A 23,459-nucleotide genomic window follows, 5' to 3' on the forward strand; every position below is an offset into this window, starting at 1 on the left:
GGGGATTTAGGGGGATCTGAAAATATTTGATACACCATGAGGGACTTTTCAAACATCCTCTAAGGCCGCCATTGATTTTGAACCAGGTTTTCCATAAAAAGAACCGAATAACCGCATATTTTAGAAAATTAAATATTACAGCGGTTTCCGCTCTTATGAGGTACAAAGTTGAATCATGAAACTCTTGTAGTGCGGGCATCTTGCCCGCTGGATATGTACCTCATAACACCGGAAAGTGCTGTATCTTTAATTAATATTTTCGCTCTTTTGGTGCAAACATTGTGATTGTCACGGGACGATATTGAATGTCAATTCCTGTGGGTGAATAATAAGCCATTGTGTGTTGTAAGAACTTATTATCGTCCCTTTCGGAAAAGTCTTCTCTAAAGTGTGCGCCGCGACTTTCTTTGCGGTTGAGGGCGGAAGTTAAAATGGTTTGTCCGACTACCATTAAACTTTGCAATTCTAAGGCTTCAACTAATTCTGTATTCCAGCTTTTTCCTTTGTCATCTAAATATATTTGTGAATATTTTTGTTGTAGTTGGGCGATTTTTTCCAATCCCTGACGCATGACTTCGTCGGTGCGGAAAACGCCACAATTTTCAGTCATATTATCTTGAAAAGCTTGACGGATTTGATTAATTCTGTACTGTCCTGGTTGGTCTATTAAGAGTTGTATTTGTTCTTTGGCTTCGTTGATGTAGCGTGTTTCATCTATGGATGGTAATTGCCGATTTTGGACATAATTAGCGATCGCTGCTCCAGTCCTTTTACCATAAACTACACATTCTAATAAGGAGTTACTACCGAGACGATTAGCCCCGTGAACCGACACGCAAGCAGTTTCCCCAGCCGCAAAAAAGCCTTCGACAAAACTATCATTATTACTTCTAACTTGTCCGTCAGTGTTGACAGGAATACCACCCATACAATAATGATTGGTAGGACGCACAGGCATAGGTTGAGTGACAGCATCTACACCAAGCAAACGATGGGCTTCTTCCCAGCAAAAGGGAACACGACTCATGATTTTTTCCTTACCTAAATGGCGTAAATCCAGATAGACAAAGGGACCACCCGCGCTACCATCAGTATTTACACCACGACCGGCCCGGATTTCATAGGTAATTGCCCGTGAGGTAATATCACGAGGGGCTAATTCCATGCGACTGGGGGCATAATTAGCCATAAAGCGATCGCCATCGGCATTAATTAAATATGCCCCTTCACCGCGCACAGCCTCGGAAATCAGCACACCCACAGGATACAAACCGGTAGGATGAAACTGGACAAATTCCATATCTGCCAAAGGCAAACCAGCCAAAGCGGTCATCGCCAAACCGTCACCAGTGGAAGCATAATCATTGGAAGTCGTGTTATAAACGCGACCATAGCCCCCGGTGGCAAACATCACAGCCTTTGCTCGTAATACCTCAATATGTCCATCCAAGAGGTGAAACATCACCACACCCTTAGCCTGACCATCCTCCAAAATCAGGCGCATTACATACCATTCTTCGTAAATTTGCACACCATAACGGCGCAAATTATTCACCAACTCATGTAAAATTGCATGACCGGTTTTATCAGCCGCATAACAAGTGCGGTTGTGAGAATGACCACCAAAAGCCCGTTGAGCAATGCGACCATCAGGTAAACGAGAAAATAACACCCCCAGATGTTCTAAATCAATCACCACATCTGGGGCTTCTTGGGTCAAAATTGCGACTGCATCTTGATCTGCTAAATAATCAGAACCCTTAACAGTATCAAAAGCGTGTGCTTCCCAAGAATCGGTATCATCCACATTTTTTAAAGATGCCGCCATTCCACCTTGAGCAGCCACAGAATGAGAGCGAATCGGGTGAGTTTTGGCAACTACCGCTACCTTTAAACTAGGGTCAGTCCTGGCGATTTCCAGCGCAGCCCGACATCCAGCTAAACCGCCACCAACAATAATTACATCATGTTCGAGCATTATTAACCACCAATTATAAAAAAATTCCCCGTCTACAAGACAGGGTAATAGAGAAATTGATAAAATTCCTTTTAGCTAGTTGCTTGGACTGGGTTTTGTTGGGGAATATTATTTGAGATTGATTCTGTCTTTGTTTTTGGCTCTACAGCATTGAGTTCAATATTATTTAATAAAGTCGTCACAAAGGCAAAAAGTAAAAAAGGTAGAGATAAGAGAACAACAAGACCTACTGTAGCTAAAGCGTATACTGGTCGTTTTGCACCCATCAGAGCTAAAGCTGAAGCCAAGCTAATGGTAATCGTAATTAACCAAATAATAATTTGACCGTAAATATCACCAAAAGTTAAGGTACAGACAAAGCGATAGTTTTGAATATTATTTGTGTTCATTTTAAAACTGGCCTCAATTTTGTCCTCTAGCTTCTACCTTAAATCTATGTTTGCCTCCAGAACAATTTCTCAATATTTTTCCAAGGTTTGTAATATTACTTTACAAAAAACTAATTTTTCAGTCACATCTTCTGCAAAATTGTCAATCTACATATTTGATCATATTTGCAGGATAATTGATTTACGCCTCTAAATACCTGTGTTTTTATCTTATTAAAGATGCAGAGTAGTACACAACAGCGTAAATCAACCACCCATCCTCTCAATCAGCAATCTACAAAATAGCAAAAAAGCTAGATTAATTAGCTGCTTGACTAAGACATACTTTCATCATTCCTCAGCAAAAGCGAACAGCAATTAACATTATCTAAACAGACTTTACCCCATTGTAAAGCCCAACGCACCAAAGCCACACGGTTATCAGTTTTTGTCTTGGTGAGAATATTACTGATGTGGTTATCAACTGTCCGTTTACTAATTTCCAGTTTGACCGCAATTTCTTGGTTAGTTAAGCCTGTGGCCACTAAGTCGATGATTTGCAGTTCTCTGTCTGACAGACTAACACGGGTCCCAGGCTCACTAGTAGCCATGACTTACTATTTCTCCCTTAGTATATGTACTCAAATCTTATTCCTCATTCTAGAAGATTCTTTCCGAGGTAGATAGTTTTAAATGTTACTAATAATACTAATATCAAGATTTTCTTTTAATTTTAGGTTTGTAGTCACAGATGCTACAGATCAAAGGTATTTACTTTAACTTTACACGTAATTTATCTGCGTTTATCTGCGTTTATCTGCGTTAAATAATTCTGGAAACCTGATGATCTGGAGCTTCATTTTCAATTAGTGTCAAACTAAATTTAGATCATGCCCCATCGAAAATCAAAAATGCAATGAGTAATCCCTCTATTTTATGTCTTGGTGAAGTCTTGTTTGATTGTTTAGCTGATCAATTGGGACTTGAGTTAGATGCAGTGAAATCATGGACTCCCTACCCCGGAGGAGCGCCTGCTAATGTGGCTTGTGCTTTGGTGAAGTTGGGGACATCAGCCGGATTTATTGGTGCTGTGGGTGAGGATGAAGCAGGGAATACACTGGTAAAATTATTAGAAGATGTTGGTGTAGATACAATGGGTGTACAACGTCATTCTACAGCACCAACTAGACAAGTATACGTGGTTAGGGATTTGGGGGGCGATCGCACTTTTGCAGGTTTTGGTAAATATGATACTTCCGAATTTGCTGATACCCGTCTAGAATCTGCAAAATTGCCACCTGCGCTTTTTAATGAAGCTGATTTTTTGGTAGTGGGAACTTTAGAACTAGCCTATCCTGACAGTGAAAAAGCTGTTTTGCGGGCTTTAGACTTAGCAGAACAATATGACCTAAAAATTATTCTCGATGTCAATTGGCGACCAGTATTTTGGCAAGATGAAAATACAGCTAAGAGCAAAATTCTGGCATTATTAAAGCGATTTGATTTTCTCAAACTAACCAAAGAGGAAGCACATTGGCTATTTGATACTACTGATCCAGGAGCAATTACTTATAGACTCAATTCCTTGGAAGGGGTTTTGGTCACAGATGGTGAAAATGGTTGTGCCTATTGTTTAGGGGAAAATGAAGGTAAAATCCCGGCGTTTTCCATGTCTGTAGTGGATACCACTGGTGCAGGAGATAGTTTCTTGGCTGGGTTTATTCATCAATTACAACAAGTTGGGATTCACAGCCTTAAAGACGGAGATACAGCAAACAGGATTGTCACCTATGCCAGTGCTGTGGGAGCATTAACTACTATTAAACCAGGTGCGATCGCATCCCAACCCACTGCGGCGGAAGTTGAGGCTTTTCTTGCTTCCCATAGACTTTAAATAGTAGCACATTCAACGGGAATATCAGCTAAAATTGCTTGATATTCCCGGTTGGAAACCGGACGAGAATCATCATCCCATCAACTAAAAAAGTTATAACAATCTAGATTATAAATTATTGCAAAGTTATCTCAAAAAACATTGTGTTTAATATAGATATATGAAGAATATGAGCAGTTAGATAATAATAGTATTAAGGTGCAGATATGACCAATTAAAAGACTTAAAAAAGGGGCTATAGTATTATGACTATCTCCAAAATGTTTATTGATATGGCTCAGTTTATTTCTGAAGCCTTCATGCGGATTTTCACCCCTGCTAATGATGCCTATCCTGTGACTGGGGTACAGCCTTTTACAGGTAGTATATATAAAAAAGGTAAAGCAGTTTGGTAAGTATTGACTTGAGAAAAGTCATACCATTTCTTTGGGTGGCATTCCCAAGATTTTAACAAGGAACTGGCAAATAACGAGTTCTAGATTTGGTGAATAAAAAGATCCCCGACTTCTTGAAGAAGTCGGGGATCTGAATCCTATGAGGTGCTTTTAACCGCCTATTTCTTGCAGCATTGTTTGTATTCTGGCAGCGCCTTCTGGATCATTTCCCCGCTGATATAAATCTAATGCTTTCCTGAGAACTTTATTTGCTTGTGGAGTTTGCCGTTTTTGTTTGAACATAGAACCAATTAACTCATAGGTGCGGGGATTATTTTTATCTAAATTAACTGCTTGTTCATAAGCCCACAGGGCTGATTGATAATCACCTAAGCTAGTTTGAGCAACTCCTAATCCTAAATAGGCGTTGACATTATTGCGATTTAACTGGATAGCCCGACGGTAAGCTTCTTTTGCACCTTTGTTATCTCTCGTACTGCTTTTAAGATAACCCACAGCATAGTAAAAATCACTATTATTAGGATTAATGGCAATAGCTCGACGATAAGCATCTAAGGCTGAGGTAAAATTGCCTTGTTGAGTATATAAGTAGCCAATACCAGCATGAATTCTCTCATTTTTGGGATCTAATTTTGCTGCTTGTTGATAAACAGCGATCGCTCCATTATAATCTTTAGAATCTACCAGCCTTTTCCCCTCATCTATCAAGTTTTTTAACTCTGGATTATTCGCCTGTGTCACTAAGACATCAGCTTTCGCTACTACAGGTGTACTAATAAATAAACATCCTAATAATAAAGTAGTTAACAGAAGTGATGTTTTTTTGTACATAGTAAATTTTCCTAAATTCTCTTAAACCGTTTTTATTCCTACATTAAAACAAAAATATTAATCTTTGTAATCTGTATTTATTCACATTTATACAATATTAATAATTTCTTGAATCACTTGATACCTTCGGAATTATAGCAATAAATTAATCTTTTCGCCAATCGGTACTGATAAATTACACAAAATTACAGGTATAATGAAGTATGAACGGATATTTCTCCCTAAATTTGGCCATAATTACCTATTTTACCTAAATTTATGCTTTTAACTACTACTGATGTTATTCAAGGTGCTGTAATTCAATCATACTTAGGTATTGTTACAGCCGAAGTTGTCTATGGTAGCAACTTCCTGCGGGATTTTTTAGCGAGTATTCGAGATATTGTCGGTGGCCGCACTGGCAGCTATGAGCGTCTCTTTGAAGAGGGACAACGGAAAGCAATGGAAGAATTAGAACAAAGAGCGCAACGTTTAGGCGCAGATGCGGTTGTCGGTATTGCCGTTGATACAGGCACAATTAATGTTGATCAATCTGGTGTTTTATTAGTCATTACAGCCACAGGAACAGCCGTAAAAATTCGTTAATATTTTCCTGATTTTGTAATTTTCAAACAATCACTCATTCAGCCAATTTATAACTAAAGAAATAGCAAATAACTCTTGCTATTGATAGAGATTGAGAATTATAATTAGCGATTTAATTTTAAACATGGGGATAAAAAAGACGTAAGCAGAAAAGAATTCAAAACCGGGGATTTTTTTCTGTAAAGATATCCAATCTGTAAGTAACTTTGCTGTAATAGCAAGAGAGAAAAATAGCTATGGCATACATAAATCGGGTAGGCGAGGAAATTAATTCTTCCGAGTCTTTGTTAGCTGGTAGAGTAACTGAATATCGGGACAGAGTGCGCTGGGGTCCAATAGTTTCCGGTGTGTTAGTGGCTTTAGCAACTCAATTAGTCTTGAGTTCATTTTTTAGCGCCCTTGGTGCGGGGAGAATTGCTGATTCTTTAAACCCAAGAACAATTGCCCCTACTATTATTAGTAATGTCGGAATTTGGTCAACAATTGCTTTATTACTATCTCTATTTATCGGTGCTTGGATAACGACTCGTGCTTGTGGACCAATGCACAGAGATACAGCCATACTCAACGGGGCAATTCTCTGGGCAACAACTCTAGCACTTAGCTCTTTTCTCTTAGCAAATGGAGTCTGGGGGGCTTTTGGTGTAGTGGCTTATAATACAGCACAAGTTATTAATCAACTACAGCAACAAGGAAATGTTATAGCACCAAATGTACCGATCTTAACTGCTGAACAAACTCGTGATGTTGCTGCTGCAACTTCGAGAACTTTGTGGTTTTATGTTTTTGGTTCTTTATTAGGTTTACTTACTTCTTTATTGGGAGCAGTTGCAGGGGCGCGAACTCCTCGAATTAATAATTACAATTCTTGATTTAAAAATCACAATTTCGGTAAAATTTGTGTAAATTCCCCTTGATTGAGAGTTGCAAAATACATTTCAATTTCAATATCAGAATAGCGACTGCGAATTGATGAATACGCTTGATTTAAATAATCTGTATGTACTTGCAACTCTCGTTCTGGATCTTTACTTAAATTAGGATCAATCATCATTGCATAAGCCCCACAATCTTGATGATCAATAATAATAACTTTGTTGATATGATGGAGTTTGTAGGAGATATCTAACTGATCCCAAAATGCTTCAGCATCAGATGGGTGGGGGAATCCTGTTAAAGCTAATGAAGCACCTGCTAAAGCTGTTAAATCATACTTATCAGTTAAATTTTTATTCCTTAAAAAAGACTGTTCTGCTGTTAAAAACCGAAAGTCAATACAACTGAGAACTAACGCTTTTGTTTGATGAACTTCGGCCTTAGCTGATTGCGCTGATTGCAGGACAGTAAAGGCTATTACTCCCGGAAGGAAAGATCTCAGAAAATGACGACGACTAGAACAACAAAGACACTGATTGATATTTTTATTCATATTTGATTAGTCATTTAATTCCAGCAATTCTTTTGATTTTAAATCAGTTGCGCCCGGTTGCAAACATCCGACAATCTGGGGAGAAATAGAACAAATAGCATCTGTGGTTGTTTCAAAACAATTTGATAAACCAATAGTTTCTAATAATCCTGAACGTTCTAGCAGTTGTTTAACTTCCGGTTGTAAACCTGTGAGAATTAAACGGCAATTATGGCGTTCTAAGTCGTGGTAAATATCCTCTAACGCTACTAACCCAGTGGTATCCATATTTGGCACAAACCGCAACCGCAGAATTAAGTATTTTACCTCTGGTTCATCTCGAATAAAGGTAGCAAATCTCTCCGCAGCCCCAAAAAATACCGGACCATCTACTCGATAAACAGCAATTTCTTTCCCTAATTCTAGCGAAGTTCCGGGGGGGAATACTTCGGTTTCGGGAATCTTGACTAAACTCAAATCACTCATGCGTTTGATGAACAAAGCGCCGGCAGCAATTAATCCTACCTCGACAGCGAGAACTAAGTCAAACAAGATTGTTACCAACCAAGTCAGAATCATCACCGCAAAGTCAGAATAGGTAGCCCGCATTAATAAACCAATGGCTTCCCATTCAATCATTCGCACACTAACTACCATCAGGATTCCCGCTAATGCCGCTAGGGGAATCTGTGCCGCTAGGGGTGCTAAAGTTAGCACAATCATGGCTAATGCAGCGCCGTGAATTACTCCAGATAGTCGGGTTTTTCCACCAGAACGAACATTAACAGCAGTTCGCGCAATTGCCCCCGTGGCAGGAATACCAGCAAAAAATGGGACAATGATATTTGCTAACCCTTGACCAATTAATTCGCGATCGCTATTATGTTTCTCACTGACCGTCATCCCATCAGCCACCACCGCTGATAATAAAGATTCAATACTTCCCAATGCGGCTAAAGCCAAAGCTGGATTAATTAGTTCTCGAATGACACTAAAATCATTCCAATGGGGAATCCCTTGGGGCATGGGTAAAGATTGGGGAATTGCCCCAATTGTGGGAATATTCAGATGGAAATAAGTAGCTATTCCCGTCGCTAACACCAACCCCACTAAAGAACCGGGTATAGTATTATTAATCTTCGGCCACAAAACTGTAGTGACAATTACCACAATTGCCAGTCCCACTGCTGCCCAATTTAAAGCTTCTACATGAGTTAAACTTTGCCAAACTCCCGGCAAAAAATGTTCACTTCGGGGTAGTTTTAAACCAAAGAAATTATTTAATTGACCACAAAAAATAATAACAGCAATCCCATTAGTAAAACCTGCTGTCACTGGGTAGGGAATAAACTTCACTAGCTGTCCGAGTTTGGCCACACCCAAAGCAATTTGGATCATACCAGCCATTACTCCAGCAATCCAAACTTTCTCAATCCCGTATTTAGCAACAATTCCCACCAAAACCACGGCCATTGCCCCCGTTGGTCCGGTAATCTGGACTGGAGAACCGCCAAAAATGGCCGCCACAATTCCCGCAACAATAGCAGTATAGAGTCCCGCTTTTGGTTCGACTCCACTGGCTACAGCAAAAGCTAAAGCCAAAGGTAATGCTACTACTGCTGCTGTTAATCCTCCCGTCAAATCGCCACGGAAACTACTCAACCAACGACCTAAACGGGAAAGTTTTGATTCTTGCAGGGTATCAGAGATTGCCATATTATTATTTTCAACTCTTATACAGAATTAGTTGATACACGCAGTAATAGTTATTTACTTGTTAGTAAGGTTTAATTTTGCTCTCTAAAACATCGCTGTCTACCAAACACGCGATTTCTTATGGTATTTATTACAAGATAGTTCTTCCTTATCGAAACCATCATAGCAAATTTTAAATCAATTGTCAACCCCCAATACTTTATATTGGCGTTGAACAGTGAAAAGATTACTGCAAGACACAACTTACCACTTCAAAAACGCTTCCTCAATCCCTTTCTCTCTTCTAATTTTGGCATCAATCTCAAACCAGGTAATAATTTGCTTTGTCGTCAATTCCTCAATAGAAACATCATATTCCTTGGCAATATGTTGTAAAATCCGCAAAGAAGAAATTGTCAATCTACTTAAAAACTTTTCAGGAGAAGATAACAAAGCCGCGTCAACTTGAGCGGATTCTTCTGAAGATAAAAATTGGGTTGATGATTGATTAGGTGAGATATCCATAAAAATTCAAAATTCTGTTTAATCGAGAAGTTGCCTTTTTACCATTAAATCATATTATTGTACCCCCTGAGCAATAAAAGCCGAGCAATAAGTATACTCAAAACGATTGGGACATGGAATGAAAGTAAAATCACGAAAACCCTAGATTGGTAGGGGTTTAGCAATGCTTAATGGTGTCAACTTAACGTAAAACCCATAACCCGACTAGGAATGAATTCCCAGTCTCATAGCAGAAGTCATCTGAAGATGACTAAAAGAACTAGAAAATTTTTGAACTTGTTTAGTTTACTTTAGTAAACTTTAGCTATTAGCCCTGATAGCGTAGCGTGGCGTAAGCCATAATTCATTTTAGGGTGGGTCTGTCAGCCAAACAAATAAGCCGTGTTGGGTATAACTCAACCTTAAAAAACATAATAAGTAGGTTAGCATTGAAAATCGTCGTTATGGCAAGGCAAGAGGCAAAAGGCAAGAGTGAAGAGGGTTTGGGGGATTTTACTTTTCTTTACATAGATTGGTTTTATTGTGTTCACCTACTTACCAAGATTTCCGACTTCTTAATTTAATCAGGAAATTTGTGTTTTTAACCAACTCCGAAAATTCTTAATCATTGACACCTCACCCACTTGTAAACTAGAAGCTAAAAACTGAGGAACTTCTGTATTTAAAGGTAAATTCGCAAAGGTTGGTGAACCATTGCAAGGAATATATTTATCCTCAGATAAACTATAAATTTGCATCACAGGTTCATCATAACGCCAAACTTCAGGAACACCTAAAGCTAAATAAATCGGTAATTTATCAATAGAAGAACTAGCATAATCAACTTCTATCACTAAATCAGGTGGGGGATCTTGAGTTAAATCTAAACTTGTTTTATTTCTCATGATTGGTTCATTTTGAATATAGAAACTAGAATCAGGTTCTACACCTCTAGCTAAATCTTCTCTTTTACAAGTTAATGAACCAGTGCTTTTGACATTGAGATTTAACTCTTCAACTAAAACAATAATTAGATTTTGTAACAAACGGTTATTATGTTCATGGGGCATTAATGGAGTCATAATTTCTAAGATTCCCTGATTATAAGTAAATCTGTTATAGCGATCATCACCTGTTTCTAATAAAATTCGTTCAAATGTCTGCCAAGAAATATGATGGAGAATGACGCTATTGGTGTGAGTGTCGCTGTGAGTAGGTGCTAGAGTTACCATAAAAATTCACCTCGCAGTTTTAATTATTCTATTATATCACTTTAGGGAATATGGAAAATTCTCCCTAAGAACTAATTTAAAAGTTCTATCAGTTCATCTTTAGTCAAATCTGCATCTCGAATTATTTTTACTAATAAACCTTTTCCGATAGTTTTACCACTATGAGAAGGAATAGAAACAACTCGATTATCTTCATGTTTCATTCTGACATGACTTCCCTTTTGTCTGACTATATAAAAACCTACTTTTTCTAATGCAGCAATCAGTTCTTCTCCTGTAATTGTTGGTAATTTAGTCATGATAATACTACTTTTTGCACACCAATAAATTCAGTTATTGATTCCTCTTCTAGTTCTTCTAAACACATTTCAATAACTTCTTTAATATTTTTCATAAGTTCATCAATAGTTTCCCCTTGACTATAACAGGCTTTAAGTTGAGGAACTTCACCAATATACATACCATCTTCATCTCTTTCAATTACTACATAAAATTCTTTGTTTTTCATGGTTTTATTTGTCATGGCGATAGTTTACTAATAAAGTTAGCAATATTCGACTTTTATTGTAACATAAACGAAAAATCCCCGACTTCCCAATTTAATCTTTGGTAAATCATGTTAATTTATCAAAGAAGTCTGGAATCTGGGTATTTCATCATTTTGGTTTTTTGCTTCTTTCCCAAGCTTTTGATGCTGGTAGTGGTGATGATGGCTTTTCTATAATTTCAATAATTGTACTAATCACTTGATGAAGTTTATCATCTTTGAGTTTTCCAATGTACCGAATTACGTTACTTTTATCAACCGTTGCAATAATATTAGGGCGAATATAACAAGGGCTTAAATTTAATTTACCTACTCTAAAATCTTCATCTTCTAATTTAATTTCATAATCTCGTCCTGGTTTACTGGTAATAGGACAAATTATAATATTATTATTGTCTGATTCTGCTATCACTAAAGCTGGTCGTTTTTTTGTGGTAGATGTATCAGAAAAAGGAAAAGGAACAGATATCACATCACCTTTAATTAAATGTTCTATAGATCCTTCCATGCTTCGTCTTCCTCTGGATTAAGCCAAACTTTATTTAATGATGATTCACTCATTTCTAAAAATTCTTTGACCAATATTTTATTATCATCTATATCAACAGCTTGTAAATTTTTAACTACGGCTAATGGTAATCCAGTTAGTTTGACGATAAAATCTAAATCAATACCTTCTCGTAACATATTTATAGCAACTTGGGTTAAACCTTGCAGTAAACCTTTTTCCCATGCTTCTTGTAATGTTTGCGCTGGAATTGATAGGTTGTTCATATTTTTTATATTTAATCAGGAAATTTGTGTTTTTAACCAACTCCGAAAATTCTTAATCATTGACACCTCACCCACTTGTAAACTAGAAGCTAAAAACTGAGGAACTTCTGTATTTAAAGGTAAATTCGCAAAGGTTGGTGAACCATTGCAAGGAATATATTTATCCTCAGATAAACTATAAATTTGCATCACAGGTTCATCATAACGCCAAACTTCAGGAACACCTAAAGCTAAATAAATCGGTAATTTATCAATAGAAGAACTAGCATAATCAACTTCTATCACTAAATCAGGTGGGGGATCTTGAGTTAAATCTAAACTTGTTTTATTTCTCATGATTGGTTCATTTTGAATATAGAAACTAGAATCAGGTTCTACACCTCTAGCTAAATCTTCTCTTTTACAAGTTAATGAACCAGTGCTTTTGACATTGAGATTTAACTCTTCAACTAAAACAATAATTAGATTTTGTAACAAACGGTTATTATGTTCATGGGGCATTAATGGAGTCATAATTTCTAAGATTCCCTGATTATAAGTAAATCTGTTATAGCGATCATCACCTGTTTCTAATAAAATTCGTTCAAATGTCTGCCAAGAAATATGATGGAGAATGACGCTATTGGTGTGAGTGTCGCTGTGAGTAGGTGCTAGAGTTACCATAGAAATTCACCTCGCAGTTTTAATTGTTCTATTATATCACTATCATCAATTTCAATTAGAGGAAATGATTGATAAAAAGGAGTTGATAACAAAAGTTGTCAATTTTTAACTTGATATTATTGTAATCCCTGAGCAATAAAAGCCGACCAATAACGGGGATGTGCAAAGGGAAATTCTCCTTTTGATTTTTGGATGTTATTAATTGTATTTAGTATTTTTAGAGATTTTTTATGTTGTAAATCGCACTCCAAATATTCTTCTGAATCTTGTGGATATTGTTTTTTCTGATTTCTAGCTTGTTGACGCTGGTTTTCTGCTGCTTGGGATATTTCTTCTAAGTCTGCTTTTCTTAACTCCCGTAATTTAATTTGTGCTTCTTTTAGTGCTGCTGGACAATTTTTACCTTCTTGTCTTTGTTGATAGTAAAAAATAGACAATAACGCAGTTGCTAAATCATCAACCATCCACAAAGAACTAATTATATTTGTCGCACCAGCACATAAAAAACCAGTAGAAAGTGTCAATAAATTATCAGTTATATTGGGTTGACCTAAATTAGTTTCACAACAAGAAAGAAACACATCTACAAGATTAGGGAAACGCCAACTAGGAGACATTAATTGACCTAAAGTAATACTATCACCACCGCCTAAGTTTAAATGAGATTCTAAAGGATTATATAAACAAGATACAGCATGGTGACAGCAGTGGAGAGTTTGCACATTTTCAGCTAATTTTCGGAAATTTTGAACCGTAGCTTGACTACTACCTATTAATCTTTTGTTTGCTGGAATATTATACATTTTAGCAATTTCTTCCTCTTCCCATCTGGAAAAAGGTAGAGGATCATTATCTACGGTATCTGCCACTGTACCATATTGGAAATATTGAACATCTAAATTTAGGCGTTTCTTTTTTTGGTTTTGATGACAAAAATCTAAAATTTGACAACTGGGAGTATAACGAATTAAAAATCTATCTACTAAATATTTTTTATTTTCTCCTGTAGGTAAAGCAGCAAAAGGTATTTGATGTAATAACAAATGAGGTTCTATAATTAATTCTTTTATGTTTTGAAGATATTGATGGATTATTTTTGATAATTGTAATCTCTCTGAAAGTTCATAAAGAAAATATTCCATGTTATATTCCCAGTCTTTAAACTTCTTTTCTACATATTCTTGATACGGTGATGACCAATGGTGTTTAATCCAGTTTTGTAATCTTTCTAATCCTTCACCTATACAGGTATGGAGATAAATTGAGTCTTGGGTAATGATAAAAATATGGGTATCAGAGTTGGTAGTGTAGAAACTGAGAATAGCGGTTTTGGGATGATCAATTAATTTCTGAATCTTTGATAATCTCAGAGGTTTAACTTGAATTTCACCTGCTAAAATGGGATCTTCTCCTCTGAGTTGTTCCCAAATTTTTTGTTTTGCAGTTTCTAATAATTCTATTTTTTTATCGTATACCTGCCAAATAGCGCGGGTTGTACGGCGGTTATTTTCTGATTTATAATTTTGGCGTTCTATGTGAATTTTTTGTTTTAATTCTTCGTATTTTTGTAATAATTCTTGGACTTTTGGAGGTATATTTTCACCTTGGGAGAGGTTGAAACTTGCCATTAAGTCTACTAGACGTTGAGAACGGGAGCGTTGACAATATTCAAAGGCTTTATCTATTTGGTTTGTATTGATGTAGGCTTGTACTATGTTTTGATAAATTTCAATATATTTTTCTAAAAATTCTTCCCTATTCTGTTCAGAGTTTGACCAAGTTCTAATTTTTTCAACTGCTTCAATCGCATATTTGTAAGCCTCAATAGCCGTTTCCCAAAATTGATATTGAAAAGCTAAATATCCAAGTTTATCAGCTACATCTTTTAATTTACTAGGTAATCCTTGAGATTTAAAAATATCGAAAGATATTTTATAACAGTTGATTGCAGCATCAATTTTTCCTAAAATTTCATAAGTAATGGCTAGATTATACTGAACTTGAGCATATTCAATAGGAAGATTTTTAGGATTATATACTTTTAATGCTTCTTGATAAGCTGTTAATGCTAAATTGTAATTTTCTGGATTTTTTTCTCCCTTAATTCTGTTTCTTTCATCATATATAATACCTAAATTCATTTGACATTTTGCCCATTCTTCAAAACATTGGTTTTGTTTAAATATATCTAAAACATCATTATTATAAGCTGCAATTGCTAATTCTAAGTATTCTGTTTTTTCAGTGATATTCTGAGTTAATATTTCAGAATAAGCTCTGCCTAGAATAGCTTGAGTAAAAGCCCAGTTTAATCCGTATTTGTATTTTTTTGAATTAAATATTTCTGATGCGAATTTACAATAATGAATAGCAATTTCTATATTTTCTTGCTGTTCAGAAAAAGAAATGCTATCAAATTTATCCATGTAAAGACTAGCTAAATTCAAATTATTTATAGCCCAATCTTCTCGATCTATATGACTATTAAAAACAATTTCAATTACTTCGCAACAAAGAATCGCAAGATTTAAATTATTAGATTGGTTTCCATCTCTCAAGTGTCTAATATTTTTACTTAAATTAGCAATACTTAAAGCTCTTTTATAAGCTTTATCTGGTTCTAACTGTGACAGAGTTTCAGTTGCCCAATCTCTGAAAATAGATATAAAATTTTTATCTAGTTTATCTACATTATCTTCTAGAATTTTTATTGTTGTATCAGCCTTATTCTCTCGAATTGTCCATAATATTTTATGCAGAAATTCTAAATAATCTCTGCGTTTTAATTTACCTTTTTTTTGCTTCTTTCCAAATCCCTTAGCCATATTTATTGCACCTTGATTAAATAAAAATTATCCCAAAATCTCTGTCAACTTCTCCATCAAATCTTCCGCTAACTCCAACAACTCAACCTCATTAATAGAACTATTACCAGAAGCGCGACAACTTCCAGAAACCACAACATCACCAACTAAAAAATCCTTAGCAGCAAAAATCCGATCTTTATCCGTTAATTGACTCAAACAATATTCTAAACCACCAATAATTTCATCAATAGACTTATCCTGTAAACGTTCCTTTACCTTTACTGCAACCACATCATTACTTTCTAAGAAAGTAGTAAGTTTCTCAATATAACCGGGTTCATCGTCATCATCCCCCCAAGTTTCTAACCAATCACCATCTATATCTTCAAAATATAAATCAGCCGCTTCCAACCCATATTTCATAATATCATCTTGTAATTGCTGTGCAGCTTTTACAGATTCTAAGAAACTTGCTAATCTTTGTTGACGGTCAGATAATTTTTCGGCTACCATAATTAATTACCTCTGGTAAAAATATATCAATTTCAAAAATATAAAACTATAAAATCAATTGCTGATAACTACCTGAATTTAGATGATCACTATTATCTAATGATGTATTCACTATCTGATTAACAAAATACTGATTTTTAGGGTTATAACTTAAAAATAAACCTCTTTCTATTTCCCAGAAAATTAGTCTATCTTTCCAATCAGTAACTTTATCTAACAAAAATTCTTCGGCTAGGCTAGTAATTTGTACACAAAGCGGTTGATTCTGACTACCACTAACAATTATATCAGTCGCCATTGACAAATCAGCAATATATCTTTTGACAATTGTACCACCATCTTGCTTAATAATTCTAGAGATAGAGTCTATTAGCAGTGCATCTTCCTGAGTAAAATTTCCCGCCATTAGCTCTTTTCTCCAGATATAAAATCTGTTGTCTTCTTTACTCAACCACCTGGGAAATAGATCACCATACCAATACTTCAGCGTCGGTGGTAGTGCATCCAAAGCAGATTGTTTTTCTACCTCAGAAGCTAAAGATTGAAATTTGATCCAAGCATCTGCATCTCCGATAATTTCCAGAAGAAACAAAATAACAAAACGTTTAGACATCAGTGTACCAGGTTTCACATCTTTAATCCAGTTGTTAATCTGGTTTAACCTAATTGCTAAACTGCGATCTATAGTTGATGCTTCCTTAATTAATGATTTTAGTTTTTCCTTAATCTGTTGTGGATGCAAAATATATACCTGAAAAATAATAAAATTTTTTATTTAGTTTATATATTTTTAATGGTTTTGTAAAGTAACAATTTATTTAGTTAACCAGAGTACGTTTTAACGTACTTAAACTATTAGCCCGGAAATTGATTTCCGGGTGGGTATAGAAGCACACAATTAACCCCCACCTAACTTTTTTCCACCAAATAACCACAACGATGTTCACCATGAATCAACCAGTGAGTCCGTTCCACAGTACAATCTGGAAGAATAGCCGCAAACATTTCCAATTCATGACCACAAACGCTGGGAAAAGATTCCGCAACATCAGAAATAGCGCAGGTATGTTCCACAAAAATAAATCTTTCCGCACCACTAGCATCTGATTCCACAGCGTGAAACTCCGCCATAAAACCTTCAGCCTTTCGCAATTCTATCAAATTTGCGACCCGTTCCTGCAAAGAACCATTACCCACCCGTTCATGATATTCTTGAGCTTTGCGTTCCCACTGTTTTCGTAAAATAGATTTTACTTGGTCACGTCCCACAGTTTCCGCTAAAGTGTCCAAGAGAGAAACCGCAAACTCGCCATAACCATCACCTAAGCGGTTAGCACTTTTTTGCAAATGTGATCTTCCCACCCGACTCAAATGATAAACGTGCTGGGGTCTGCCCATACTCGGTTGTTCTGATACCGAATATAGAACTAACTCCTCCATCTCTAAATCCTTTAAATGACGACGAATCGCTTGGGGACTCACATCCAAAAAGTTCGCCAACTCAACAGCCGTTGCTTGTGAGTGTTTCAATAGATACTCTAGGATATCCTGCTTAGTTGAGGTCTGCTGGGTAGTCGCCATCTTCTCTACTAGACGCTTCGCAAACGTCCCAAAATAAAAAACTTTTTTTTCTGAAAATTTAACTTAAACAACATTGTTGTTGTTAATCTATCGTACAATGAAAATAGATTAAACAACAGCCGAATTGTTTTAGTCGTTAAACCTATTCTAGCAGTCCTGTTAGGAATTGGTAACAGAAAACGGGAATTAGCTTTTTTGCGGCCCGTCGCCCGTCCTTTAAAGAGAACAGAAGAGAACCGATGAGCGCATCCGTCACCACCTTAGTCAACCAACCTTACAAGTACGGCTTTGTTACCGATATTGAAGCCGATACTATTCCTCGTGGGTTAAGCGAAGATGTTGTCCGCCTAATTTCCGCCAAAAAGAATGAGCCGGAATTTATGCTGGAATATCGTCTCCGAGCATATCATCAATGGCTGAAAATGACAGAACCAACTTGGTCTCATGTCCAATATCCGCCTATTAATTATCAGGATATTATTTATTATTCCGCACCGAAACAAAAGAAAGCTAAACTCAACAGTTTAGACGAAGTTGATCCGACTTTATTGGAAACCTTTGCAAAATTAGGTATTCCTTTAAATGAACAAAAGCGATTAAGTAACGTTGCTGTTGATGCGATTTTTGATAGTGTTTCTGTTGCGACTACATATAAAGAAAAACTTGCCAAAGATGGCGTAATTTTCTGTTCTTTTTCGGAAGCTTTACAAGAACACCCAGAATTAATTAAAAAATATTTGGGTAGCGTTGTTCCCATTGCTGATAATTATTTCGCAGCTTTGAATGCGGCTGTGTTTAGTGATGGTTCTTTCGTTTATATTCCCAAAGGCTTAAAATGTCCAATGGAATTGTCTACCTATTTCCGCATTAATACCGGAGATACAGGACAATTTGAACGGACTTTAATTGTCGCCGAAGCAGGAAGTTATGTTTCTTATTTAGAAGGTTGTACAGCGCCAATGTACGACAGCAACCAATTACACGCGGCGGTTGTTGAATTGGTAGCTTTAGATAATGCGGAAATTAAATATTCTACTGTGCAGAACTGGTACGCTGGTGATGTCAATGGTAAAGGCGGAATTTACAACTTTGTAACTAAACGTGGTTTGTGTCAAGGTGTCAATTCTAAGATTTCTTGGACTCAAGTAGAAACAGGTTCTGCGATTACTTGGAAGTATCCCAGTTGTGTTTTGATTGGTGATAATTCTGTGGGTGAATTTTACTCGGTTGCATTAACAAATAATATGCAGCAAGCTGATACTGGAAGTAAGATGATTCACGTTGGGAAAAACACCCGCAGCACTATTATTTCTAAAGGAATTTCTGCTGGTAAATCTAGTAATAGTTACCGGGGTTTGGTGAAGATTAATCCCACTGCGAAAGGTGCAAGAAATTATTCTCAATGTGATTCGATGTTAATTGGGGATAATGCTCAAGCTAATACTTTTCCTTATATTCAAGTTCAGAATAATACGGGAAAGGTGGAACATGAGGCTTCTACTTCTAAAATTGGTGAAGATCAATTGTTCTTTTTTGCTCAACGGGGTATTTCTTCGGAAGATGCTATTTCGATGATGATTAGCGGTTTCTGTAAGGATGTTTTTAATCAGCTTCCTATGGAGTTTGCTGTTGAGGCTGATAAGTTGTTGAGTCTGAAACTAGAGGGTAGTGTGGGTTAAGAAAACGAACCACAGAGGCACAGAGTACGCAGAGAAAGAGAGGAAGAGAAGATGATTGTTGAGAATAGTGATTTGATTTTGTCGGTTAAGGATTTGACGGCTGATGTTGATGGAACTCCGATTTTAAAGGGGTTGAATTTGCAGGTTCGCGCTGGGGAAGTTCACGCGATTATGGGTCCGAATGGTTCTGGGAAGAGTACGTTTTCTAAGGTTTTGGCGGGACATCCAGCTTATACTGTGACTGGTGGTGAGGTGGTTTTTCAAGGACAAAATCTTTTGGAAATGGAAGCTGCGGAAAGAGCTAGGGGTGGTGTGTTTTTAGCTTTTCAATATCCTCTGGAAATTCCTGGTGTGAGTAATTTGGATTTTCTGCGGGTGGCTTATAATTCTCGTCGCAAATCTCAAGGTTTGGAAGAGGTTGACGCTTTCGATTTTGATGATTTGGTTGAGGAAAAGTTAGAAATTGTGAAGATGAATTCTTCTTTTCTGAATCGCAGTGTGAATGAGGGTTTTTCTGGTGGGGAAAAGAAGCGGAATGAAATTCTGCAAATGGCGATTTTAGAACCAAAGTTGGCGATTTTAGATGAAACTGATTCTGGTTTGGATATTGATGCTTTGAAAATTGTTGCTAATGGAGTTAATCAGTTAACCAATGCTGAAAATGCCACAATTATGATTACTCACTATCAGCGTCTTCTCGATTATATTGTTCCTGATTTTGTTCACGTTATGGCACAAGGACAAATTATCAGAAGTGGTGGTAAGGAGTTGGCGTTAGAGTTAGAATCTCGTGGTTATGATTGGGTTCTCGAAGAAGCTTTGGGAGTGGGTGTGTAATGTCTATTCCAGTTTCTCTTACTTCTATTCCTAATTCTCTATTAGATAGAGATCCTTTTTTAACTGGTTTGTTAAATCAGGTAACTGTATCGGAAAAGGATGATTGCTTAAAACAACTTCGTGACGGTGCTGCTAAATGGGTTCGTCATTCTGTTATTCCCAATACCCGCGAGGAAGAATGGCGGTTTACTGATTTATCATCTTTGAAACAGGTAGATTTTAAGTTAGGGATGTTTCAGAAAACATCTTTAGGATCTGATATTTTACCTGAAGTTTCTCAGCGGTTAGTGTTTGTTAATGGTGTTTACTCACCTGATTTATCTAATACTGAAAATTTACCTGCTGGGTTAATTGTTGGTAATTTGAATGTTTTATCCAGTGAGATTGTAGGGGAATATTTAGCTCAAGCGGAAGGTGCGAAGGAAGTTTTTACGGCTTTAAATACTGCGGCTTTAAATGATGTCGCTGTGGTATGGGTTGGTAAAAATGTGGTGCTGGAAACACCAATTCATCTATTATTTATTTCTGTTTCTGGTGAGTCTGCGACTATTTCCCAACCTCGCGTTTTAGTAGTAGCTGAAAGTAACTCTCAAGTAACTTTAATTGAAGAGTATATTGCATCTTCACAAAATGAGGGTGTTTACTTCACTAATAGTGTTACGGAAATTTGGGTAAATGAAAATGCTCAGGTGAGTCATAATAGAATTGCGCGAGAAGGTGCTGCGGCTTTTCATGTTGGGAAAACTGCTGTTACTCAGGCGCGATATAGTCGTTATAGTTGTAATGCTGTGACGGTTGGGGGGAAAATCTCTCGTCACAATTTGGAGATTTTGCAAACTGGTGAACAAACGGAAACGACGCTGAATGGTTTAACTGTGATTGCTGATAATCAGGTGGCTGATACTCACAGTGCTTTGTCTTTAAATCATCCTCATGGTGTGAGTAAACAGTTACATAAGTGCATTATAGGCGATCGCGCTCATGGTGTCTTCAATGGTAAAATATTTGTTCCTAAACTGGCGCAATTAACTAACGCATCTCAATTAAATCGCAATTTGCTATTATCATCTAAGTCCAGAATTGACACCAAACCTCAATTGGAAATCACTGCTGATAATGTTAAATGCGCTCATGGTGCTACGGTCAGTCAGTTGGAAGATGATCAAATATTCTACCTGGAAAGTCGCGGCATTGATGAAAATAATGCTCGAAAATTATTAGTTAATGGTTTCGCAATGGAAGTTATTAACTTTATTCCTGTTGCTTCTTTGCGTGAGAGTTTGTTGAAAACTGTTACCAGTCTCACGAATAAATAAATGCCTTGCACTTTAGTACAAGGCTAATAGCTTAAGTTCATTAAAACGAACTAAATTTCTGAATAATTAATAGTCGGTTTTAACCGACTTCTGCTATTAGCCAGGGAATTTATTCCTTGGCGGTTTAAAATTCTCCTGAACTCTTTATTAAAAATGGTCATCACTTCTACCAAATCTCTCGCTGATAAAGTTCGTTCTGACTTCCCCATTTTACATCAGGAAGTCCACGGTAAACCCCTGGTTTATCTCGATAATGCAGCTACTTCTCAAAAGCCTTTATTCGTATTAAATGCTTGGCGTGATTATTACGAACAATATAATTCAAATGTCCATCGTGGCGCACATTTTCTCAGCGGAAAAGCTACTGATGCTTATGAGGGTGCGCGTGATAAAATCGCTAAATTTATTAATGCCAAATCACGCCAAGAAATTGTGTACACCCGCAACGCAACTGAGGCTATTAACCTAGTCGCTTACAGTTGGGGAATGAACAATTTACAGCCAGGAGATGAAATTATTCTCTCGGTCATGGAACACCATAGTAATATCGTTCCCTGGCAATTTGTCGCTCAAAAAACGGGTGCAATATTGAAGTTTGTGGAGTTGACGACCGAAGAAACTTTTGATTTAGAGCAGTTTAAAAACCTGATTTCTGAAAAAACAAAACTGGTGTCTATTCTGCATATTTCTAATACTTTGGGTTGCATAAATCCAGCTAAAGAAATAGCCGAAATTGCTCATAAATACGGTGCGAAGTTCTTACTTGATGCTTGTCAAAGTGTCCCCCATACTCCTATTGATGTTCAAGAACTAGACTGTGATTGGTTGGTAGCTTCTGGACATAAGATGTGCGCTCCCACTGGCATTGGCTTTTTGTATGGTAAGTTGGAATTACTAGAAGCAATGCCGCCATTTTTCGGTGGTGGTGAGATGATTGCAGAGGTATTTTTAGACCATTCCACCTATGCAGAATTACCCCATAAATTTGAAGCTGGTACTCCGGCTATTGGGGAAGCGATCGCCCTTGGTGCAGCGATAGATTATCTTACTAATATTGGTATGGATAAAATCCATGCTTATGAAGCGGAATTAACGGCTTATTTATTCGCGCAATTAGGGCAAATACCCCAAATTAGAATCCACGGACCGAAACCCAATGCTGAAGGGGAAGGGAGAGCCGCATTAGCAGCTTTTACGGCAGAAGGTGTTCACGCTAATGATTTAGCAACTTTGTTAGATCAAGAAGGTGTGGCAATTCGTTCTGGACATCATTGTACTCAACCATTACACCGTCATCTAGGTTTAGCAGGAACTGCACGGGCCAGTTTATCTTTTTACAATACCCGTGAGGAAATTGATGTTTTCATCAAAGCTTTGAAGGAGACTTTGGACTTTTTTGCTGGAGTGTTTGCTGAGTAAATGTAGGGTGGGTATTTCCCACCTTTTTTAATTAATAATAAAGGCCAGCAGTTGGATTTGAACCTACGACCTTCCGATTACAAGGCAGAATTTATTTATCTAAAACCCAGTGTTAGTAATGGTTTTGACTACATCTAAAATAATTGATCTAATTTTGATCTACCCTATTAATGCTGTAATAATTTTTAACAAAGTGTTCATATTTGTAATGCCCACTAATCCTACACAACTCGTTTTAACAATATGGACACTATTTACACCCAATTTCAGATTGATTAAGTAAGTGAACACAATAAAACCAATCTGTGTAAAGAAAAGTAAAATCGCCTAAAGCTTCTTCCCGGATTTCTCACAAGCGAAAAAAAATATTCATAAAAAGCGAAAAAAAGGAAGTTTATTTGATACATAAATAGCAAAGATGAAAAAAGGAAAT

Annotated in this window: 25 protein-coding genes; 8 read left to right on the forward strand and 17 right to left on the reverse strand. The window is 36.8% G+C overall.

The features are described from left to right. Nucleotides 1-250: 250 nt before the first annotated feature. The 3 genes from FJR06_RS06850 to FJR06_RS06860 form a co-directional block, all read right to left on the reverse strand. Nucleotides 251-1,978: a succinate dehydrogenase/fumarate reductase flavoprotein subunit gene (locus FJR06_RS06850; protein WP_168651101.1), complete on the reverse strand. Its 1,728-nt coding sequence runs from the start codon at nt 1,976-1,978 to the stop codon at nt 251-253. 71 nt (nt 1,979-2,049) lie between these two features. Continuing rightward, complete coding sequence (locus FJR06_RS06855; RefSeq protein WP_168632141.1) at nt 2,050-2,367, reverse strand: hypothetical protein; 318 nt, start codon at nt 2,365-2,367, stop codon at nt 2,050-2,052. A 314-nt stretch (nt 2,368-2,681) separates the two neighbouring features. Further along, nucleotides 2,682-2,957 carry a LuxR C-terminal-related transcriptional regulator gene (locus tag FJR06_RS06860; protein WP_015080931.1) on the reverse strand — a complete coding sequence of 92 codons (276 nt, stop codon included), beginning with the start codon at nt 2,955-2,957 and terminating at the stop codon, nt 2,682-2,684. A gap of 305 nt (nt 2,958-3,262) precedes the next feature. Here FJR06_RS06860 and FJR06_RS06865 point away from each other — a divergent pair, with 305 nt between their 5' ends. Then, a complete protein-coding gene (locus tag FJR06_RS06865) occupies nt 3,263-4,240 on the forward strand; it encodes a carbohydrate kinase (protein WP_015080930.1) in 978 nt (325 codons plus the stop codon). Between the two features lie 245 nt (nt 4,241-4,485). Continuing rightward, entirely contained in the window at nt 4,486-4,635 is a 150-nt protein-coding gene (locus FJR06_RS06870; protein ID WP_015080929.1) for a hypothetical protein, read from the forward strand. 150 nt (nt 4,636-4,785) lie between these two features. Here the strand turns inward: FJR06_RS06870 and FJR06_RS06875 are convergent, their stop codons facing one another. Next, complete coding sequence (locus FJR06_RS06875; RefSeq protein ID WP_015080928.1) at nt 4,786-5,466, reverse strand: tetratricopeptide repeat protein; 681 nt, start codon at nt 5,464-5,466, stop codon at nt 4,786-4,788. A gap of 258 nt (nt 5,467-5,724) precedes the next feature. Between FJR06_RS06875 and FJR06_RS06880 the strand changes: the two genes are divergently transcribed. Both FJR06_RS06880 and FJR06_RS06885 read left to right on the forward strand, forming a co-directional pair. Continuing rightward, nucleotides 5,725-6,051 carry a YbjQ family protein gene (locus FJR06_RS06880; RefSeq protein ID WP_027402424.1) on the forward strand — a complete coding sequence of 109 codons (327 nt, stop codon included), beginning with the start codon at nt 5,725-5,727 and terminating at the stop codon, nt 6,049-6,051. 236 nt (nt 6,052-6,287) lie between these two features. Next, nucleotides 6,288-6,923 carry a hypothetical protein gene (locus tag FJR06_RS06885; RefSeq protein WP_015080926.1) on the forward strand — a complete coding sequence of 212 codons (636 nt, stop codon included), beginning with the start codon at nt 6,288-6,290 and terminating at the stop codon, nt 6,921-6,923. 8 nt (nt 6,924-6,931) lie between these two features. Here FJR06_RS06885 and FJR06_RS06890 read toward each other — a convergent pair whose 3' ends face one another. The 13 genes from FJR06_RS06890 to sufR form a co-directional block, all read right to left on the reverse strand. Beyond that, complete coding sequence (locus tag FJR06_RS06890) at nt 6,932-7,480, reverse strand: carbonic anhydrase (protein WP_168651102.1); 549 nt, start codon at nt 7,478-7,480, stop codon at nt 6,932-6,934. Between the two features lie 6 nt (nt 7,481-7,486). After that, nucleotides 7,487-9,175: a SulP family inorganic anion transporter gene (locus FJR06_RS06895; RefSeq protein WP_168651103.1), complete on the reverse strand. Its 1,689-nt coding sequence runs from the start codon at nt 9,173-9,175 to the stop codon at nt 7,487-7,489. A 243-nt stretch (nt 9,176-9,418) separates the two neighbouring features. Then, the gene (locus tag FJR06_RS06900) at nt 9,419-9,679 is read right to left on the reverse strand and encodes a hypothetical protein (RefSeq protein WP_053538242.1); all 261 of its coding nucleotides are present in this window, start codon (nt 9,677-9,679) and stop codon (nt 9,419-9,421) included. Nucleotides 9,680-10,242: 563 nt separating this feature from the next. Beyond that, nucleotides 10,243-10,890, reverse strand: a complete 648-nt coding sequence (locus FJR06_RS06905; RefSeq protein WP_168651104.1) for a Uma2 family endonuclease — start codon at nt 10,888-10,890, stop codon at nt 10,243-10,245. A 71-nt stretch (nt 10,891-10,961) separates the two neighbouring features. Beyond that, complete coding sequence (locus FJR06_RS06910) at nt 10,962-11,189, reverse strand: type II toxin-antitoxin system HicA family toxin (protein ID WP_015080921.1); 228 nt, start codon at nt 11,187-11,189, stop codon at nt 10,962-10,964. Continuing rightward, nucleotides 11,186-11,398 (reverse strand): type II toxin-antitoxin system HicB family antitoxin, encoded by a 213-nt coding sequence (locus FJR06_RS06915; RefSeq protein WP_028082499.1) that lies wholly within the window; start codon nt 11,396-11,398, stop codon nt 11,186-11,188. The genes FJR06_RS06910 and FJR06_RS06915 overlap by 4 nt, the downstream gene beginning before the upstream one ends. Before the next feature lie 148 nt (nt 11,399-11,546). Next, complete coding sequence (locus tag FJR06_RS06920; protein WP_015080919.1) at nt 11,547-11,945, reverse strand: type II toxin-antitoxin system PemK/MazF family toxin; 399 nt, start codon at nt 11,943-11,945, stop codon at nt 11,547-11,549. After that, the gene (locus tag FJR06_RS06925; RefSeq protein WP_015080918.1) at nt 11,930-12,211 is read right to left on the reverse strand and encodes a hypothetical protein; all 282 of its coding nucleotides are present in this window, start codon (nt 12,209-12,211) and stop codon (nt 11,930-11,932) included. The genes FJR06_RS06920 and FJR06_RS06925 overlap by 16 nt, the downstream gene beginning before the upstream one ends. Before the next feature lie 15 nt (nt 12,212-12,226). Further along, nucleotides 12,227-12,874, reverse strand: coding sequence for a Uma2 family endonuclease (locus FJR06_RS06930; protein WP_168651104.1), 648 nt, complete (start codon nt 12,872-12,874; stop codon nt 12,227-12,229). Nucleotides 12,875-12,990: 116 nt separating this feature from the next. Further along, the gene (locus FJR06_RS06935; protein WP_015080916.1) at nt 12,991-15,699 is read right to left on the reverse strand and encodes a CHAT domain-containing protein; all 2,709 of its coding nucleotides are present in this window, start codon (nt 15,697-15,699) and stop codon (nt 12,991-12,993) included. 27 nt (nt 15,700-15,726) lie between these two features. Continuing rightward, a complete protein-coding gene (locus tag FJR06_RS06940; protein WP_168651105.1) occupies nt 15,727-16,194 on the reverse strand; it encodes a hypothetical protein in 468 nt (155 codons plus the stop codon). Between the two features lie 46 nt (nt 16,195-16,240). Continuing rightward, entirely contained in the window at nt 16,241-16,936 is a 696-nt protein-coding gene (locus FJR06_RS06945) for a hypothetical protein (RefSeq protein WP_168651106.1), read from the reverse strand. A 167-nt stretch (nt 16,937-17,103) separates the two neighbouring features. Then, on the reverse strand, nt 17,104-17,775 hold the full coding sequence (gene sufR, locus FJR06_RS06950; protein ID WP_053538250.1) for an iron-sulfur cluster biosynthesis transcriptional regulator SufR: 672 nt from the start codon (nt 17,773-17,775) through the stop codon (nt 17,104-17,106). A gap of 239 nt (nt 17,776-18,014) precedes the next feature. Between sufR and sufB the strand changes: the two genes are divergently transcribed. The 4 genes from sufB (at nt 18,015) to FJR06_RS06970 (ending at nt 23,026) form a co-directional block, all read left to right on the forward strand. Next, nucleotides 18,015-19,454: a Fe-S cluster assembly protein SufB gene (gene sufB, locus FJR06_RS06955; RefSeq protein WP_015080912.1), complete on the forward strand. Its 1,440-nt coding sequence runs from the start codon at nt 18,015-18,017 to the stop codon at nt 19,452-19,454. 51 nt (nt 19,455-19,505) lie between these two features. After that, entirely contained in the window at nt 19,506-20,291 is a 786-nt protein-coding gene (gene sufC / locus FJR06_RS06960; RefSeq protein ID WP_015080911.1) for a Fe-S cluster assembly ATPase SufC, read from the forward strand. Next, complete coding sequence (sufD, locus tag FJR06_RS06965) at nt 20,291-21,607, forward strand: Fe-S cluster assembly protein SufD (RefSeq protein WP_015080910.1); 1,317 nt, start codon at nt 20,291-20,293, stop codon at nt 21,605-21,607. Before sufC ends, sufD begins: the two co-directional genes overlap by 1 nt. A 153-nt stretch (nt 21,608-21,760) precedes the next feature. Further along, entirely contained in the window at nt 21,761-23,026 is a 1,266-nt protein-coding gene (locus FJR06_RS06970; RefSeq protein WP_015080909.1) for a cysteine desulfurase, read from the forward strand. Nucleotides 23,027-23,459: the final 433 nt, after the last annotated feature.

The organism is Dolichospermum sp. UHCC 0352 (assembly GCF_009711925.1).
Taxonomy (GTDB): Bacteria; Cyanobacteriota; Cyanobacteriia; order Cyanobacteriales; family Nostocaceae; genus Dolichospermum; species Dolichospermum lemmermannii.

Bases quoted from the DNA above. Each gene is read 5' to 3' on its own strand.
- FJR06_RS06915 (WP_028082499.1), bottom strand. From the start codon at position 11,398: ATGAAAAACAAAGAATTTTATGTAGTAATTGAAAGAGATGAAGATGGT.
- FJR06_RS06905 (WP_168651104.1), bottom strand. From the start codon at position 10,890: ATGGTAACTCTAGCACCTACTCACAGCGACACTCACACCAATAGCGTC.
- FJR06_RS06925 (WP_015080918.1), bottom strand. From the start codon at position 12,211: ATGAACAACCTATCAATTCCAGCGCAAACATTACAAGAAGCATGGGAA.
- FJR06_RS06970 (WP_015080909.1), top strand. From the start codon at position 21,761: ATGGTCATCACTTCTACCAAATCTCTCGCTGATAAAGTTCGTTCTGAC.
- FJR06_RS06890 (WP_168651102.1), bottom strand. From the start codon at position 7,480: ATGAATAAAAATATCAATCAGTGTCTTTGTTGTTCTAGTCGTCGTCAT.
- FJR06_RS06865 (WP_015080930.1), top strand. From the start codon at position 3,263: ATGAGTAATCCCTCTATTTTATGTCTTGGTGAAGTCTTGTTTGATTGT.
- FJR06_RS06920 (WP_015080919.1), bottom strand. From the start codon at position 11,945: ATGGAAGGATCTATAGAACATTTAATTAAAGGTGATGTGATATCTGTT.
- FJR06_RS06910 (WP_015080921.1), bottom strand. From the start codon at position 11,189: ATGACTAAATTACCAACAATTACAGGAGAAGAACTGATTGCTGCATTA.
- FJR06_RS06885 (WP_015080926.1), top strand. From the start codon at position 6,288: ATGGCATACATAAATCGGGTAGGCGAGGAAATTAATTCTTCCGAGTCT.
- FJR06_RS06935 (WP_015080916.1), bottom strand. From the start codon at position 15,699: ATGGCTAAGGGATTTGGAAAGAAGCAAAAAAAAGGTAAATTAAAACGC.
- FJR06_RS06895 (WP_168651103.1), bottom strand. From the start codon at position 9,175: ATGGCAATCTCTGATACCCTGCAAGAATCAAAACTTTCCCGTTTAGGT.
- FJR06_RS06875 (WP_015080928.1), bottom strand. From the start codon at position 5,466: ATGTACAAAAAAACATCACTTCTGTTAACTACTTTATTATTAGGATGT.
- FJR06_RS06900 (WP_053538242.1), bottom strand. From the start codon at position 9,679: ATGGATATCTCACCTAATCAATCATCAACCCAATTTTTATCTTCAGAA.
- FJR06_RS06870 (WP_015080929.1), top strand. From the start codon at position 4,486: ATGACTATCTCCAAAATGTTTATTGATATGGCTCAGTTTATTTCTGAA.
- FJR06_RS06930 (WP_168651104.1), bottom strand. From the start codon at position 12,874: ATGGTAACTCTAGCACCTACTCACAGCGACACTCACACCAATAGCGTC.
- sufC (WP_015080911.1), top strand. From the start codon at position 19,506: ATGATTGTTGAGAATAGTGATTTGATTTTGTCGGTTAAGGATTTGACG.
- FJR06_RS06880 (WP_027402424.1), top strand. From the start codon at position 5,725: ATGCTTTTAACTACTACTGATGTTATTCAAGGTGCTGTAATTCAATCA.
- sufB (WP_015080912.1), top strand. From the start codon at position 18,015: ATGAGCGCATCCGTCACCACCTTAGTCAACCAACCTTACAAGTACGGC.
- sufD (WP_015080910.1), top strand. From the start codon at position 20,291: ATGTCTATTCCAGTTTCTCTTACTTCTATTCCTAATTCTCTATTAGAT.
- FJR06_RS06855 (WP_168632141.1), bottom strand. From the start codon at position 2,367: ATGAACACAAATAATATTCAAAACTATCGCTTTGTCTGTACCTTAACT.
- FJR06_RS06860 (WP_015080931.1), bottom strand. From the start codon at position 2,957: ATGGCTACTAGTGAGCCTGGGACCCGTGTTAGTCTGTCAGACAGAGAA.
- FJR06_RS06850 (WP_168651101.1), bottom strand. From the start codon at position 1,978: ATGCTCGAACATGATGTAATTATTGTTGGTGGCGGTTTAGCTGGATGT.
- sufR (WP_053538250.1), bottom strand. From the start codon at position 17,775: ATGGCGACTACCCAGCAGACCTCAACTAAGCAGGATATCCTAGAGTAT.
- FJR06_RS06940 (WP_168651105.1), bottom strand. From the start codon at position 16,194: ATGGTAGCCGAAAAATTATCTGACCGTCAACAAAGATTAGCAAGTTTC.